Here is a 15,179-nt window from a genome sequence, read left to right as displayed (position 1 = left end):
GAAAGGCGTTAGAAGCCGCCGGATGGACTTGAACACGATTGAAAGCGACGACATCGGCGCTGTCGCCGGAGAGCCGGCAGCGCGCGCCACGGCAACGAAGAAGGTCTTCATCAAGACCTATGGCTGCCAGATGAACGTCTATGACTCACAGCGCATGAGCGACGCTCTGGCCGCCGACGGCTACACCGCGACCGATGCCATCGGCGAGGCTGATCTCGTGCTGCTCAACACCTGCCATATCAGGGAGAAGGCGGCCGAAAAGGTCTATTCCGAGCTCGGACGCATCCGTGACATCAAGGCGGAGCGCGCCGATGCCGGCCGCGAGTTGCTGATCGGCGTCGCCGGCTGCGTGGCGCAGGCCGAGGGCGCCGAGATCATCAGGCGCTCTCCGGCTGTCGATCTGGTCATCGGTCCGCAGACCTATCACCGCTTGCCTGACGTGCTGGCGAGTGTCCGTGGCGGCGAGAAGATCGTCGAGACCGAATACGCCATTGAGGACAAGTTCGAGCATCTGCCGCAACCCAGGCGCGCCGAGATCATCAAGCGCGGCGTCACCGCCTTCCTCACTGTGCAGGAAGGCTGCGACAAGTTCTGCACCTTTTGCGTCGTGCCCTACACCAGAGGTTCCGAAGTATCGCGCCCGGTCGCACAGATCGTCGCTGAGGCCGAGCGGCTCGCCGAGGCCGGTGTGCGCGAGGTGACGCTGCTTGGCCAGAACGTCAATGCCTGGCATGGCCAAGGCGAAAATGGCGAGGAATGGGGTCTTGGCCGGCTGCTGTTCCGGCTGGCCGAAATCCCCGGCCTTGCGCGGCTGCGCTACACCACCAGCCATCCGCGCGACATGGACGACGAGCTGATTGCTGCCCACCGCGACCTGCCGTCGCTGATGCCCTATCTGCATCTGCCGGTGCAGTCGGGATCCGACCGTATCCTCAAGGCGATGAACCGCAGGCACACGGCCAAGGAGTATCTGGCGTTGCTTGATCGCATCCGTGCCGCGCGGCCGGATATCGCACTGTCTGGCGACTTCATCGTCGGCTTCCCCGGTGAAACGGACGCCGATTTCGAAGCGACCATGGAATTGGTGCGCCAGGTGAACTACGCCTCGGCCTTTTCCTTCAAATATTCGCCACGCCCTGGCACGCCGGGCGCCGATATGCCCGATCATGTGCCGGAATCGGTCAAGGACGAACGCCTGCAGCTCCTGCAGGCTCTGCTTTTGAAACAACAGCAGGATTTCGGCTCGAGCCTGGTCGGCAGCACCATCGACACGCTGATCGAGAAGCCTGGCCGGCAGGCCGGCCAGAAGGTTGGCCGCTCGCCTTGGCTACAGCCGGTTATTGTTGATGAAAAGGCCGGCGAAATCGGTGACATTATCCAGGTACGAATCACGAAGACGGGCTACAATAGCCTGTTCGCCGAATTGGCCTGATGGTCTCGGCAGATGAGGAGAGACGGTTGAGCGCAGCGGAGCTGAAGAATCTGCCCCCGGTACCGGCATCTGGGGCTTCTGACATGGCGCACATCGTTCTGACTTTCGACAACAACAAGCTTGCCAGCGCCCTTTACGGTCAGTTCGACGAGAACCTCGCCCGGCTCGAGCAGAAGCTCGGCGTCGACATACGCTCGCGCGGCAACCAGCTGACCATCAAGGGGTCTGCTTCGGCCGCCGAACAAGCGCGCCGCGCCTTGGACAATCTCTACGGGATTCTGCAGAAAGGCGTCGATATCAGTCAGTCCGATGTCGACGGCGCCGTGCGCATGGCGGTGGCCGCCGACGATCAACTCACGCTGCCGACGCTAGAGCGCAAGGGCAAGGTTTCAGCTGCCCAGATATCCACCCGCAAGAAGACGATCTACGCCCGCTCGCTCACCCAGGACGCCTATATGCGGGCCTTGGAGCGGTCGGAACTGGTGTTCGGCATCGGTCCGGCCGGCACCGGCAAGACTTATCTGGCGGTGGCGCATGCGGCGATGCTGCTCGAACGCGGCATGGTCGAGCGTATCGTGCTGTCGCGCCCCGCGGTCGAAGCCGGCGAGCGGCTGGGTTTCCTGCCCGGCGACATGAAGGAGAAGGTCGATCCCTATCTGCGGCCGCTCTATGACGCGCTCTATGACATGATGCCGGCCGACAAGGTCGAACGCGCCATTGCGGCGGAAGTGATCGAGATCGCGCCGCTCGCCTTCATGCGCGGCCGCACGCTGGCGCATGCCGCGGTCATCCTCGACGAGGCGCAGAACACCACGCCGATGCAGATGAAGATGTTCCTGACGCGTCTTGGCGAAAATTCGCGCATGATCGTGACGGGCGATCCGACCCAGATCGACCTGCCGCCGAACACCAAGTCCGGCCTGGTCGAGGCGCTCAGGATTCTTGACGGCGTGACGGGTATGGTGACGGTGCGCTTCAACGAGGGTGACGTCGTCCGGCATCCGCTGGTCGCCGAGATCGTCAAGGCCTATGACCGGGACGGCAAGCTCGCGCGCGGCATGGGGACCGAAGGCTGATTTGACCCCATGACCGAGCCCGAAAGGCCTGATGGGATGGGCCTGCCCCTTCCCGTCGACATCGATCTGATGGTCGAGGCGGGAAACTGGCCTGGAGAGGCGGTGCTTTTGCAGCTTGTCGACAAAGCCGCCGCGGCCGCTTTCGCCGAAACCGGCGCGGCAGGACATTCCGAACTGAGTGTCGTTTTTTCCGACGACGCCCATATCCGCACGCTGAACGCCGGCTGGCGCGGCAAGGACAAGCCGACCAACGTCTTGTCTTTCCCGGCTTTTCCGCATGCGAAAGGCGCTCCGCTGCCGCCGATGTTGGGCGACATCGTGCTCGCCGCCGAGACGGTGGCGCGCGAGGCGGCACTGGAAGACAAGCCCCTGGAGAACCATATCTCCCATCTCGTCATCCATGGCCTGCTGCATTTGCTGGGCTACGATCACGAGACCGACGCCGAGGCCGAGGAGATGGAAGCTCTCGAACGTACAGCGCTCGCAAGGCTTGCCATTCCCGATCCCTACGCGTAACTACATCTGACAATTGACCGGACGACGATGAACGACAAACCAGAGACTGCCGCCCGCCCCGACGCCGGCAGTGCCGCCAAGGCTTCCGATACGTCGGAAGAGGGATCAAGTCCGAGTACCGTTACCCCTGGTGTTGCCAACACCGGCAGCGTTGCCAGCGAGTCTTCGCCTGCCGGCCCCTCCCTGTTCGAGCGTGTTCTGGGCCTGTTCCGGCAACGCAATGGAACCAGCCTGCGTGAGGAAATCGCCGGCGCGCTTGCCGAGACAGCCAGCGATGCCGAATCCTTCTCGCCTGGCGAGCGCGCCATGCTCAACAACATCCTGCGGTTGCGTGAAGTGCGTGTCGAGGACGTCATGGTGCCGCGCGCCGATATCGAGGCCGTCGAAATCACCACGACTCTCGGCGACCTCCTGGGCACCTTCGAACAATCCGGCCACTCCCGCATGCCGGTCTATTCCGAGACGCTCGATGATCCGCGCGGCATGGTCCATATCCGTGACGTGCTGGCGCACATCACCAAGCTCGCGCGCGTCAAGAAGGGGCGCACGACCAGGAAGACGCCGGCCGCCACGCAGCTTGATCTTGCCCAGGTCGACCTCGCGCGCACCATCGGCGAACTCAACCTGATCCGCCCGGTTCTGTTCGTGCCGCCTTCGATGCTTGCCTCCGACCTGATGGGCCGCATGCAGACGACGCGCACGCAGATGGCACTGGTCATCGACGAATATGGCGGCACGGACGGCCTTGTCTCGCTCGAGGACATTGTCGAGATGGTCGTTGGCGATATCGAGGACGAGCATGACGATGACGAGCCGATGATCACCCAGGCCGGCGACGGCGTGTTCGTCGTCGACGGCAAGGCCGAGATCGACGACGTCGCCAAGATGATCGGCGGCGATTTCGCCGCTGGCGAACATGGCGAATATGTCGACACCATCGGCGGCATGATCTTCAACACGCTCGGCCGCGTGCCGGCGCGCGGTGAGGTGGTGCAGGCCATCCCGGGCTTCGAGTTCCATGTGCTCGATGCCGATCCGCGCCGCGTCAAGCGCGTGCGCATCGTGCAGAGCCAGAAGGGCGAACGCCGCCGGCGTGCCGCGGCGCGCACCGAACAGGCCTGAGCCGCTCGCTCGCCGATGACGATTGAGGATCCGTTCAAGCACGCGCGCGTAGGGTCCGGTGTCTTCTACAGGGGTCCTCGCACCGCGCTCACATGGCTGGAAGCGGCGTTCGGCTTCGAGCGCAACATGGTTGTCAGTGACGCCGAGGGAAAGCTCGTCCATTCCGAGATGCGGTTCGGCGATTGCTACATCATCGTCGATTCTGAATGGGCTGATTATGTCGCCAGCCCGGCTGCGGTCTCCGGCAAGAACACCCAGTCGGTCTATGTCAGGCTGAAGGACGGCCTCGAAGCGCATTGTGAGCAGGCGCGGGCGGCCGGTGCGGTAATAATCCAGGAGCCGACGGATCAGTTCTATGGCGAGCGCCAGTATCGGGCCCGCGATCCCGAGGGTCACGTATGGACCTTCACGCAGGCGATCCGTTCCGTTTCCCGCGAAGAGGCCGAACACCTGGGCGGCCTGCGGATCGAGGGTTGGCATCGATAGAGCGGCGGTCGGGGCATCGCGGCCGTCGGCGTTTGGAGTGCAAGCCGCGGCCTGATAAATCTGGCGTCCTGATTCGCGCGACTCGGAAGTATGCATGGTGCGCCTTGCTGGCCGGATAATTCTGCTTTGGGGTTGGCGGCGCGCGCTCGTTGCCTTTCTTGCCGGAGCGCTGGCGGTGCTCGGCCAGGCGCCATACGATTTCTTCGCCGCCTGCTTTATTTCATTTCCCTTGCTGGTCTGGCTGCTGGACGGTGCAACCGGCGAAGCCTCCGGCAGCCTGTTCCGGCGCCTGCGGCCGGCTTTCGCCGTCGGTTGGTGGTTTGGCTTTGGCTATTTCCTCGCCAGCCTCTGGTGGGTCGGCTCGGCGCTGCTGGTCGAGGCCGACAGCTTTGCCTGGGCGCTTCCCTTCGCCGTAATCGGCATTCCCTTCGCGCTCGCCTTTTTCTATGGCTTTGCGACGATGGTCGCCCGGCTTCTGTGGAGCAGCGATGTCGGCCGCATCGCCGCTCTTGCCTTCGGCTTCGGGTTGACGGAATGGCTGCGCGGCTTCCTGTTCACCGGCTTCCCCTGGAATGCGATCGGCTACGCGGCGATGCCCGTGCCCCTTCTGATGCAGAGCGTCTCGGTGACCGGCATGATCGGCATGAACGCTCTTGCCGTGTTCCTCTTTTCCCTGCCCGCATTGCTGGCGGCGCGCCGGCATCTTCGCCTCGGCGCAGCCCTGTTTGTGCTGCTTGCCGCCGCCCATGTCGGCTTCGGCTATGTCAGGCTTGCCACTCCTGAAAAACCGGCTGAGCGCAGCCTGGATGTCCGCATCGTCCAGCCGGCGGTGGACCTGTCGGAAAAATGGAACGCCTCGGTGCGTGACCGCATCTTCGCCACCCTGTTAGGCCTGTCCGCCAAGGCACCGGACCCCGGTCACGGAAAGCCGCAGCTGATCCTGTGGCCGGAAACCTCGGTGCCGTTCCTCTTCACCGAGCGGCCTGATGCGTTGACGGCGCTGGGCGATATGCTGGCCGATGGCCAGATGCTGATTGCCGGCGTCGTTCGCGAGGAGGGCGGCTCGGCGGCCAGCCCTGACAGCCGCTATTACAATTCCGTGGTGGCGATCAACGACAAGGGCGAAATCGCTGACGCCGTCGACAAGGTCCATCTGGTGCCGTTCGGTGAATACCTGCCTTTTGCCGATCTGTTCGGCCGTTTCGGTATCGACCAGCTCGTCGCCGGGCCGATGACGTTCACGGCCGGCAACGAGCGCCACGCAATCACGCTTCCGGGCGGCATCCATGCCCTGCCATTTATTTGTTATGAGGTGATCTTTCCCGACCTCGTGGCGGTTGACGCTACGTCAGCGCAGCTTATTGTGAACGTTACCAACGATGCGTGGTTTGGCGACACGCCGGGGCCATACCAGCATTTCCGGCAGGCTCAGATTCGCGCAGTGGAGAACGGATTGCCCTTGCTGCGCGCTGCCAATAACGGCATCTCGGCCGTCGTCGATCGACACGGACGCGTCGTCGACGCGCTGGCGATCGACGCGCGCGGAGCCATCGATGTGAAGGTGCCGATTTCCGAACAGACGGTCGTTTCCTCAGGCCAGCGACGCATTAACGGAATGCTGATTATGTTGCTGTTTGCGCTGGTGGGGGCCCTGTTGAATGTAAGGCAAAGGCTACGGGTGAATTGACAGTTGGCACATTAGAAACTCATACTGTACCGCCTGAAAATTTCTCGAAGCCAGTGGATCGTTCTGTTGGGGCAGTTCGCCTCCGGCTTTCTTTGGGCAGGAAAAAAACACAAAGCCGAAAAAATTCGGCGAGGAAAAAATGACAGAAGAAAACAAGAAGAAACCGAATCCGATCGACATCCATGTTGGAAGCCGGGTTCGGCTCCGCCGCAACATGCTCGGAATGAGCCAGGAAAAGCTGGGCGAAAATCTCGGCATCACATTTCAACAGATCCAGAAATATGAAAAGGGCACCAATCGCGTCGGCGCCAGCCGCCTGCAGGCGATTGCCTCGATACTCGGCGTGCCCGTCGCCTTCTTTTTCGAGGATGCGCCGGGTCAGGAGTCTGCGGCCAACCGCGGCTTTGCCGAGGATGCCTCGATGGCTTTTGCCGTCGAATTCTGCGGCAGCCCGGAAGGCCTTCAGCTCAACCGCGCCTTTGTCAAGATCGCCGATGTCAAGGTGCGCCGCAGGATCATCGACTTGGTGAAATCGCTCGCAGCGGACGATCTCGACTGATCCGCGATGCGCTTCGAACCGGCGGCAACCAGCCGCCGGTGGCACAAGATGTCGGCGTCGACATTCATGCCAGAACGGCGGCAACGCTTGACGAGCGGCGCTCTGCCCCGCTAACACGTGGCGCGCCAAAATCGGCAGCCCGCCGATCGTTTTCAAGAGGGGACACCCGTGACGCGGCAGAACTACTTCTTTACCTCGGAATCCGTTGCCGAGGGCCATCCCGACAAAGTCTGTGACCGGATCTCCGACGAGATCGTCGATCTGGTCTATCGTGAAGCCAAGAAGACCGGCATGGACCCATGGAAAGTCCGCGTTGCCTGCGAGACCCTGGCGACCACCAACCGCGTCGTCATCGCCGGTGAGGTGCGCGTCCCCGAGACGCTGCTGAAGAAGGACAAGGCCGGTAACATCCTCAAGGACGCGGCGGGGCACCCTGTCGTGAACCCGGCGAAATTCAAATCCGTCGCCCGCAAGGCGATCCGTGAGATAGGCTATGAGCAGGCAGGCTTCCACTGGAAGACGGCCAAGATCGAGGTCCTGCTGCATGGCCAGTCGCCCGACATCGGCCAGGGCGTCGACAACGCCGCCGACCGGCAGGGTGAGGAAGGCGCCGGCGACCAGGGCATCATGTTCGGTTACGCCTGCCGCGAGACGCCGGACCTGATGCCGGCGCCGATCTACTACAGCCACAAGATCCTCGAACTGCTGGCCGCCGCCCGTCACGAAAACAACGGCGAGGCGGGCAAGCTCGGACCGGATGCCAAGAGCCAGGTCACTGTCCGCTACATCGATGGCAAGGCGGCCGAGGCGACGCAGATCGTCCTGTCGACCCAGCATCTCGACTCGACCTGGGACTCCAAGAAGGTCCGCAAGGTCGTGGAACCCTACGTCCGCGAGGCGCTTGGCGACCTCAAGATCGCCGACGATTGCATGTGGTACATCAACCCGACCGGCAAGTTCGTCATCGGCGGGCCAGACGGCGATGCGGGCCTCACCGGCCGCAAGATCATCGTCGACACCTATGGTGGCGCGGCACCTCACGGCGGCGGCGCCTTCTCCGGCAAGGACACCACCAAGGTCGATCGTTCGGCCGCATATGCGGCGCGTTACCTCGCCAAGAATGTCGTGGCGGCGAAACTTGCCGACCGCTGCACCATCCAGCTTTCCTATGCCATAGGTGTCGCCCAGCCGCTGTCGGTCTATGTCGACCTCCACGGCACCGGCAAGGTCGACGAGGCAAAGCTCGAAGACGTGCTGCGCAGCGTGATGGATCTGTCGCCGTCGGGCATCCGCCGCCACCTGGACCTCAACAAGCCGATTTACGCCAAGACGTCGTCCTACGGTCATTTCGGTCGCAAGGCCGGCCGTGATGGGTCTTTCTCCTGGGAGAAGACCGACCTCGCCAAGGCGCTCAAGGATGCCGTCGCGGCCTGAGCGCCACGACGGACCCTGCGCCCAACCAGATGAGCCCGCAAGACAGGCCAAGCCGTACGACCGAAGCCTTTTTCGGTCGTCGGCGCGGCAAGCCCGTTCGCCCGCAGCAGGCCGCGGCCCTGGAAAGCGGCCTTGGCGCCTATCGGCTCGATCTGGCGACCGCGGCGCCGCCGGATCTGCGCACTCTGTTTGAAGCTGACGTTTCGGCCGTGCGGCTCGAAATCGGCTTTGGCGGTGGCGAACATCTCCTGCATCGCGCCGTCGAGGCGCCGACGATCGGCTTCATCGGCGTCGAGCCCTTCGTCAACGGCATGGCCAAGATGATGATGGCGATTCGGGAAAGGCCGCTTGCCAATCTCAGGGTCTATGACGACGACGCCACGCAATTGCTCGACTGGCTGCCCTCGGCCTCGCTGGACGGCATTGATCTTCTTTATCCCGACCCCTGGCCGAAGAAGAAGCACTGGAAGCGGCGCTTCGTCAGCCAGGTCAATCTCGACCGTTTCGCGCGTGTCCTGAAGCCGGGTTCGAAATTCCGCTTCGCGTCCGATATCGACACGTATGTGAACTGGACCTTGCTGCATTGCCGGGCGCATGGCGCCTTCGCATGGCAGGCCGCGGAAGCGGCGGACTGGCATCGCCCTTACGATGGCTGGCCAGGCACCCGTTACGAGGCGAAGGCCATTCGCGAGGGCCGGCCGCCCGCCTACCTGACTTTCATCAGGACGTAAGCCTTCCGGCAGGCTCAGAAGCGGTCGATTCGGTTGAACACAGCCGGATCCAGCCAAGCTTGCGCAGGTCCTCCGCGCGCGGCTTGCGGCCGGCTTCCACGGCGCGCGATGCGGCGACGACGCTGCCGAACGTTGTGAAGAGATCGCCCAAGGCGGAAAATATTCTGCGGTTGCTCATGATCTTGTCCTTTCGCGCGGCAATTCTGTTCGTGTCGTGGCTAACAGATAGGAGCATCCTGTCGGCGCTCACAGGGATTGCCGCATGGGGGCCATGCGTCTGAAGCAGCGCGGACGCCGTCAGGGCTTTTGCCGCCCCGGCACAGCGGACTTGAAAGGCCGGCCCGGATCGTCTATATCAGCTTCAAATTCTTGGTCGGTATGACGAAGAGTGGGTCCACCCGGTCCCGCTCTTTTTTATTACCTGCCGATAGGTTCGAAAAGAACGACAGGGATTAGATGACTGCAACGGCAAGCGAAGGTGACGACCGCATCATCCGCGAAAGCGGCATCGATGCGCGCATCGCGCTGATCATCCAACCCGTGCTGCGCGGCATCGGGTTTCGCCTGGTGCGCGTGCGACTGTCCGGTCAGAACGGGCTGACGCTGCAGATCATGGCCGAGCGCGAGGACGGCACCATGACCGTCGAGGATTGCGAAGCGGTCAGCCGCGCGGTGTCGCCGGCGCTCGACGTCGACGATCCGATCGAGAAGGCGTATCATCTGGAAGTCTCTTCTCCCGGCATCGACCGGCCGCTGGTCCGCAAGTCGGATTTCACGGCGTGGACTGGCCACCTGGTGAAGATGGAGACGTCGGTCGTCGTCGCCGACCGCAAGCGCTTCAAGGGCAAGATCGCCGAAGCCGGCGAAAATGACGTGCTGATCGAGCGCGACAAGGCGGCCTATGGCGAGGAGCCGACGGTGCGCGTGCCCTACGATGCGATCGCGGAGGCGCGCCTGATCCTGACCGACGACCTGATCCGCGATGCCTTGTCGAAGGACAACAGGGCGCGCAAGGAAGCCAAGAAACGCCGCGGCGAGCCGGACGACGACGTGCCAGAGGGTGCGGAAACGGACGCCACGGAAGAACACGAACAGGAAAGTTGATTGAGCTGCCGGACCCGAAGGTCCGGCAAACAGGCTCGGGAGAAAGAACATGGTTGTAAGCGCCAACAGACTTGAACTGCTGCAGATTGCCGACGCGGTCGCGCGTGAAAAGTCGATCGACAAGTCGATCGTCATCGCCGCCATGGCCGATGCGATCCAGAAAGCGGCGCGTTCGCGGTACGGTCAGGAGACCAATATCCGTGCCGACATCAACCCGAACACCGGCGAGATGAAGCTGCAGCGGCTGATGGAAGTGGTCGAAAAGGTCGACGATTATGCCACGCAGATCGCCATTTCCTCTGCTCGGGAGCGCAATCCCGACGCTCAGCTCGGCGATTTCATCGCCGAACAGCTGCCGCCGATGGATTTCGGCCGCATCGCCGCCCAGTCCGCCAAGCAGGTCATCGTGCAGAAGGTGCGCGAGGCTGAACGCGACCGCCAGTACGACGAATACAAGGACCGCATCGGCGAGATCGTCAACGGCACCGTCAAGCGCGTCGAATATGGCAATGTCATCGTCGATCTCGGCCGTGGCGAGGCGATCATCCGCCGTGACGAACTGATCCCGCGCGAGAACTACAAGTATGGCGACCGCGTCCGTGCCTACGTCTACGACGTGCGCCGCGAGCAGCGCGGCCCGCAGATATTCCTGTCGCGCACCCATCCGCAGTTCATGGCCAAGCTCTTCACCATGGAAGTGCCGGAAATCTATGACGGCATCATCGAGATCAAGTCGGTCGCCCGTGACCCGGGCTCACGCGCCAAGATCGCCGTCATCTCGCGCGACAGCTCGATCGATCCGGTCGGTGCCTGCGTCGGTATGCGCGGCAGCCGCGTCCAGGCGGTCGTCGGCGAATTGCAGGGCGAGAAGATCGACATCATTCCGTGGTCGCCCTCGGCCGCTTCCTTCATCGTCAACGCGCTGCAGCCGGCCGAAGTCGCCAAGGTGGTTCTCGACGAGGATGCCGAGCGCATCGAGGTTGTGGTGCCGGACGATCAACTGTCGTTGGCCATCGGCCGTCGCGGCCAGAACGTGCGCCTTGCCTCGCAGCTCACCGGCTGGGACATCGACATCCTGACCGAGCAGGAAGAGAGCGAGCGGCGGCAGAAGGAATTCGTCGAGCGCTCGGCGCTGTTCATGGAAGCCCTCGACGTCGACGAAATGGTCGGCCAGGTGCTTGCCTCGGAAGGCTTCACCAGCGTCGAGGAAGTGGCCTACGTCGATTCCGGCGAAATCTCCTCGATCGATGGCTTCGACGAGGACACCGCTTCGGAAATCCAGACCCGCGCCCGCGAATATCTGGAGAAGATCGAGGCCCAGCATGACGAGAAGCGCAAGGCGCTGGGTGTCAAGGACGAGCTGCGCGAAATCCCCGGCATCACCACCGCCATGATGGTGACGCTTGGCGAAGACGGCGTGAAGACGATCGAGGATTTCGCCGGCTATGCCGCCGACGACCTGACCGGCTGGAAGGAACGCAAGGACGGCGAAACCAAGGTGTACCCCGGCGTGCTGGCCAATCACGGCGTTTCGCGCGCCGACGCCGAGCAGATGGTGCTCGCCGCCCGTCTCAAGGCCGGCTGGATTTCCGAGGACGAGCTCGCGGCCGAAGAAGCATCGGCTGACGAAGCCGTTGGTGCGTGAGGTGAAACCGCATCGCACAGAACCCGCCCCTGGACGAGATGAACGATCGCACCTGCATCGTCACCCGCAAGCAGGCCGAACCGGATGATCTGATCCGGTTCGTCGTCGGCCCGGATTCGGCCGTCGTTCCCGATCTTAAGAGAAATCTGCCCGGCCGTGGTTGCTGGGTGAGTGCTGACCGCCTACATATCGACACGGCGGCGGCCAAAAACCTCTTTGCCCGCGCCTTCAAGGCACAGGTGGTTGTGCCGCCCAATCTGGGCGGCATGGTCGACGGGTTGCTCTCCAAATCCGCGCTTGGCATGCTGGGTCTCGCCCGCAAGGCAGGCGCGATAGCGCTGGGTGCCACCAAGGTGGAGAGCGCGGTGCGCGGCGGGCTGGCGCTTTTCGTGCTCCACGCGACCGAAGCGTCCGACGATGGCGTACGCAAGATCAGCCAGGCGCGGCGGGCGACCGTCCATATTGGCGGCCCTTCCATCCTTGCCTACAAACTTTTCTCCGAGGCCGAGTTGAGCTTGGCATTGGGGGGTACAAATGTGATACATGCTGCCGTCCTCGCGGGAGACGCGGGTAAGGCGGTCCAGAAGCGCATGGTTGCGCTCGACCGGTATCGGGGCGGTACCCCGGACGATCTGGCAATGCTTGCGGCCGTTGCTGACGAAGATGAGGCCGCAGAGGATATGGAATGAGCGATACGAAATCGGGCGACGACAAGACGTTGAGTGTTACGCCGAAGAAGACCTTGACGCTGAAGCGCCCCGGCATGGAACAGGGCACCGTGCGCCAGAACTTCTCGCATGGCCGTACCAAGTCGGTCGTGGTCGAGACCAAGAAGCGCAAGTTCTCGCTGCCCGGCGACAGGCCGGAGCCGGTAGCCGCTGCCCCTGCGCCTGTTTTCACGCCAAAGCCGCCGGTCGCGGCTGTCGCGCCCGTCGTGCAGGAAGCGCCCAAGGCGCCGCCGCCCCCGCCGCCTCCGGTCGAGCGCAGCGGCATGGTGCTGAACGAATTGTCGCGCAGTGAAATGGAAGCGCGCCGCAGGGCACTCGAGGGCTCGAAGGTTCGCGAAGTCGAGGACCGCCAGCGCGCCGCCGAGGAGGCCAAGCGCCGCGCCGAGGAAGAAGAGCGCCGCAAGCGTGAGCGCGAGGAATCCGCGCGCCGGCAGGCCGAGGAGGAAGCGCGCCTGCAGGCCGAAGCCGAATCCCGCCGCCGCGCCGAGGAAGAGGCACGCCGCCGCGCGCCGCAGGCCGCCGAACTGGCGACATCGGACGAAGAGGAAGAGGTCAAGCCGAAGCGGGCTGGCGCCGGGGCGCCGGTACGCCGCCCGGTCACGCCCGAAGTGGCGCGTCCGGCCAAGCCGACCAAGGGCGAGGAAGACCGTCGCCGCGGCAAGCTGACACTGAATTCCGCGCTTTCCGACGAGGATGCGCGGGCCCGTTCGCTGTCGTCGATGCGTCGCCGTCAGGAGAAGTTCAAGCGCGCGATGCACAATGAACCGCGCGAGAAAGTCATGCGCGAAGTGATCTTGCCCGAGACCATCACCATCCAGGAACTGGCGCAGCGCATGTCCGAACGTGCGGTCGATGTCGTCAAGTTCTTCATGAAGCAGGGCCAGATCCTGAAGCCGGGCGACGTCATCGACGCCGACACGGCCGAGCTGGTCGCCACCGAATTCGGCCACACGGTCCGCCGCGTCGCCGAGTCCGACATCGAGGAAGGCCTGTTCAACATCGCCGATCGTCCGGAAGACCTGGTGCCGCGTCCGCCGGTCGTGACCATCATGGGTCACGTCGACCACGGCAAGACCTCGCTGCTGGATGCGATCCGCAACGCCAATGTCGTGTCCGGCGAGGCCGGCGGCATCACCCAGCATATCGGCGCCTATCAGGTCGAGAAGAACGGTCAGAAGATCACCTTCATCGACACGCCCGGCCACGCCGCCTTCACGGCGATGCGCGCCCGCGGCGCCCAGGCCACCGACATTGCCATTCTCGTGGTGGCTGCCGACGACAGCGTGATGCCGCAGACGATCGAATCGATCAGCCATGCCAAGGCGGCCAACGTTCCGATTATCGTGGCGATCAACAAGATCGACAAGCATGACGCCGATCCGCAGAAGGTGCGCTCCGAACTGCTGCGCCACGAGGTGTTCGTGGAATCGATGGGCGGTGAAGTGCTTGACGTCGAAGTGTCGGCGACCAAGGGCACCAATCTCGACAAGCTGCTCGAAGCGATCCTGCTGCAGGCCGAAATCCTCGACCTGAAGGCCAATCCGGACAGGACCGCCGAGGGCGTCGTCATCGAGGCCCAGCTCGACAAGGGCCGCGGCCCCGTCGCCACAGTGCTGGTGCAGACCGGCACGCTGATGCCGGGCGACATTCTCGTCGCCGGCAACGAATGGGGCCGGGTGCGCGCGCTGGTCAACGATCGTGGCGAACAGATCAAGGAAGCGCCGCCGGCGATGCCGGTCGAGGTGCTCGGCCTTCAGGGCACGCCGCAGGCTGGTGACCGCTTCGCGGTCGTCAACAACGAGGCTCGCGCCCGCGAGATCACCGAATACCGCCAGCGTCTGGCGCGCGAGAAGGCGGTTGCCAAGCATGCCGGTCAGCGCGGCTCGCTCGAACAGATGATGTCGCAGTTGCAGACGAGCGGGCTGAAGGAATTCCCGCTGGTCATCAAGGGCGACGTTCAGGGTTCGATCGAGGCGATCAATGCCGCGCTGGACAAGCTCGGCACCGACGAGGTGCGTGCGCGCATCGTCCACGCCGGCGCCGGCGCCATCACCGAAAGCGACGTTTCCCTGGCGGAGACCTCGGGCGCGGCAATCATCGGCTTCAACGTCCGTGCCAATGTGCAGGCGCGTGCAGCGGCCGCGGCCGCGGGCATCGAGATCCGCTACTACTCGATCATCTACAACCTCGTGGATGATGTGAAAGCGGCTCTGTCGGGCCTGCTGTCGCCGGAGCGTCGCGAAACCTTCATCGGCAATGCCGAGATCCTCGAGATCTTCGACATCACCAAGGTCGGCAAGATCGCCGGCTGCCGTGTCACCGAAGGCAAGGTCGAGCGCGGCGCGGGCGTGCGCCTGATCCGCGACAATGTCGTCATCCACGAAGGCACGCTGAAGACGCTGAAGCGCTTCAAGGACGAGGTTGCGGAAGTCCCCGTCGGCCAGGAGTGCGGCATGGCCTTCCAGAACTACGAGGACATGCGCGTCGGCGACATCATCGAGTGCTTCCGCGTCGAGATGGTGACCCGGACACTCTGAGTTCGAGTGACTTGTCGGTATCGGGCGGTGGTCGTAAGACCGCCGCCCAAAGCCTGTTGAGAACTGTTTGAGACATGCGGCACGGTCCCATCCCGCGCCTCACGCTTTCAGGATTGAGAAAA

At 63.6% G+C, this 15,179-nt stretch carries 14 protein-coding genes; 13 read left to right on the top strand and 1 reads right to left on the bottom strand.

Features of this window, described 5'->3' with window-relative positions; all coding sequences use genetic code 11:
• Positions 1 to 22 precede the first annotated feature (22 nt).
• The 9 genes from miaB to FJ934_RS06080 all read left to right on the top strand — a co-directional run bounded on the left by miaB (position 23) and on the right by FJ934_RS06080 (position 9,043).
• Entirely contained in the window at positions 23 to 1,432 is a 1,410-nt protein-coding gene (gene miaB, locus FJ934_RS06120; protein ID WP_140607770.1) for a tRNA (N6-isopentenyl adenosine(37)-C2)-methylthiotransferase MiaB, read from the top strand.
• Positions 1,433 to 1,515: 83 nt separating this feature from the next.
• Positions 1,516 to 2,508, top strand: a complete 993-nt coding sequence (locus FJ934_RS06115) for a PhoH family protein (protein WP_226890477.1) — start codon at positions 1,516 to 1,518, stop codon at positions 2,506 to 2,508.
• Positions 2,509 to 2,517: 9 nt separating this feature from the next.
• Positions 2,518 to 3,024 (top strand): rRNA maturation RNase YbeY, encoded by a 507-nt coding sequence (gene ybeY / locus FJ934_RS06110; protein WP_140607766.1) that lies wholly within the window; start codon positions 2,518 to 2,520, stop codon positions 3,022 to 3,024.
• Between the two features lie 27 nt (positions 3,025 to 3,051).
• Complete coding sequence (locus FJ934_RS06105) at positions 3,052 to 4,146, top strand: hemolysin family protein (RefSeq protein ID WP_140607764.1); 1,095 nt, start codon at positions 3,052 to 3,054, stop codon at positions 4,144 to 4,146.
• Between the two features lie 15 nt (positions 4,147 to 4,161).
• Complete coding sequence (locus FJ934_RS06100; RefSeq protein WP_140607762.1) at positions 4,162 to 4,632, top strand: VOC family protein; 471 nt, start codon at positions 4,162 to 4,164, stop codon at positions 4,630 to 4,632.
• A 94-nt stretch (positions 4,633 to 4,726) separates the two neighbouring features.
• The gene (gene lnt, locus FJ934_RS06095) at positions 4,727 to 6,319 is read left to right on the top strand and encodes an apolipoprotein N-acyltransferase (protein WP_140607760.1); all 1,593 of its coding nucleotides are present in this window, start codon (positions 4,727 to 4,729) and stop codon (positions 6,317 to 6,319) included.
• A 139-nt stretch (positions 6,320 to 6,458) separates the two neighbouring features.
• Positions 6,459 to 6,878 (top strand): helix-turn-helix transcriptional regulator, encoded by a 420-nt coding sequence (locus FJ934_RS06090; protein ID WP_140607758.1) that lies wholly within the window; start codon positions 6,459 to 6,461, stop codon positions 6,876 to 6,878.
• 168 nt (positions 6,879 to 7,046) lie between these two features.
• Positions 7,047 to 8,312, top strand: coding sequence for a methionine adenosyltransferase (gene metK, locus FJ934_RS06085; RefSeq protein ID WP_140607756.1), 1,266 nt, complete (start codon positions 7,047 to 7,049; stop codon positions 8,310 to 8,312).
• Between the two features lie 29 nt (positions 8,313 to 8,341).
• A complete protein-coding gene (locus FJ934_RS06080; protein ID WP_140607754.1) occupies positions 8,342 to 9,043 on the top strand; it encodes a tRNA (guanosine(46)-N(7))-methyltransferase TrmB in 702 nt (233 codons plus the stop codon).
• Here FJ934_RS06080 and FJ934_RS27905 read toward each other — a convergent pair.
• Positions 9,033 to 9,293 (bottom strand): hypothetical protein, encoded by a 261-nt coding sequence (locus tag FJ934_RS27905; protein ID WP_181165536.1) that lies wholly within the window; start codon positions 9,291 to 9,293, stop codon positions 9,033 to 9,035. The genes FJ934_RS06080 and FJ934_RS27905 overlap by 11 nt on opposite strands.
• 206 nt (positions 9,294 to 9,499) lie before the next feature.
• Between FJ934_RS27905 and rimP the strand changes: the two genes are divergently transcribed.
• The 4 genes from rimP to infB are packed head-to-tail and all read left to right on the top strand — an operon-like array spanning position 9,500 to position 15,057.
• Positions 9,500 to 10,147 carry a ribosome maturation factor RimP gene (rimP, locus tag FJ934_RS06070; RefSeq protein ID WP_140607752.1) on the top strand — a complete coding sequence of 216 codons (648 nt, stop codon included), beginning with the start codon at positions 9,500 to 9,502 and terminating at the stop codon, positions 10,145 to 10,147.
• Between the two features lie 49 nt (positions 10,148 to 10,196).
• Entirely contained in the window at positions 10,197 to 11,792 is a 1,596-nt protein-coding gene (gene nusA, locus FJ934_RS06065; protein WP_140607750.1) for a transcription termination factor NusA, read from the top strand.
• A 38-nt stretch (positions 11,793 to 11,830) separates the two neighbouring features.
• Positions 11,831 to 12,481: an RNA-binding protein gene (locus tag FJ934_RS06060; RefSeq protein WP_140607748.1), complete on the top strand. Its 651-nt coding sequence runs from the start codon at positions 11,831 to 11,833 to the stop codon at positions 12,479 to 12,481.
• A complete protein-coding gene (gene infB, locus FJ934_RS06055) occupies positions 12,478 to 15,057 on the top strand; it encodes a translation initiation factor IF-2 (protein ID WP_140607746.1) in 2,580 nt (859 codons plus the stop codon). The genes FJ934_RS06060 and infB overlap by 4 nt, the downstream gene beginning before the upstream one ends.
• The last annotated feature ends 122 nt before the right edge of the window (positions 15,058 to 15,179 follow it).

The organism is Mesorhizobium sp. B2-4-12 (assembly GCF_006441575.1).
Lineage (GTDB): Bacteria > Pseudomonadota > Alphaproteobacteria > Rhizobiales > Rhizobiaceae > Mesorhizobium.
Note: the sequence above shows the minus strand (reverse complement) of the source record. Positions and strands in the feature narration are given on the sequence as shown.

Excerpts from the sequence above, each read along its gene's own strand:
- miaB (WP_140607770.1), top strand. The coding sequence starts at position 23 with ATGGACTTGAACACGATTGAAAGCGACGACATCGGCGCTGTCGCCGGA.
- FJ934_RS06115 (WP_226890477.1), top strand. The coding sequence starts at position 1,516 with ATGGCGCACATCGTTCTGACTTTCGACAACAACAAGCTTGCCAGCGCC.
- ybeY (WP_140607766.1), top strand. The coding sequence starts at position 2,518 with ATGACCGAGCCCGAAAGGCCTGATGGGATGGGCCTGCCCCTTCCCGTC.
- FJ934_RS06105 (WP_140607764.1), top strand. The coding sequence starts at position 3,052 with ATGAACGACAAACCAGAGACTGCCGCCCGCCCCGACGCCGGCAGTGCC.
- FJ934_RS06100 (WP_140607762.1), top strand. The coding sequence starts at position 4,162 with ATGACGATTGAGGATCCGTTCAAGCACGCGCGCGTAGGGTCCGGTGTC.
- lnt (WP_140607760.1), top strand. The coding sequence starts at position 4,727 with ATGGTGCGCCTTGCTGGCCGGATAATTCTGCTTTGGGGTTGGCGGCGC.
- FJ934_RS06090 (WP_140607758.1), top strand. The coding sequence starts at position 6,459 with ATGACAGAAGAAAACAAGAAGAAACCGAATCCGATCGACATCCATGTT.
- FJ934_RS06080 (WP_140607754.1), top strand. The coding sequence starts at position 8,342 with ATGAGCCCGCAAGACAGGCCAAGCCGTACGACCGAAGCCTTTTTCGGT.
- rimP (WP_140607752.1), top strand. The coding sequence starts at position 9,500 with ATGACTGCAACGGCAAGCGAAGGTGACGACCGCATCATCCGCGAAAGC.
- nusA (WP_140607750.1), top strand. The coding sequence starts at position 10,197 with ATGGTTGTAAGCGCCAACAGACTTGAACTGCTGCAGATTGCCGACGCG.
- FJ934_RS06060 (WP_140607748.1), top strand. The coding sequence starts at position 11,831 with ATGAACGATCGCACCTGCATCGTCACCCGCAAGCAGGCCGAACCGGAT.
- infB (WP_140607746.1), top strand. The coding sequence starts at position 12,478 with ATGAGCGATACGAAATCGGGCGACGACAAGACGTTGAGTGTTACGCCG.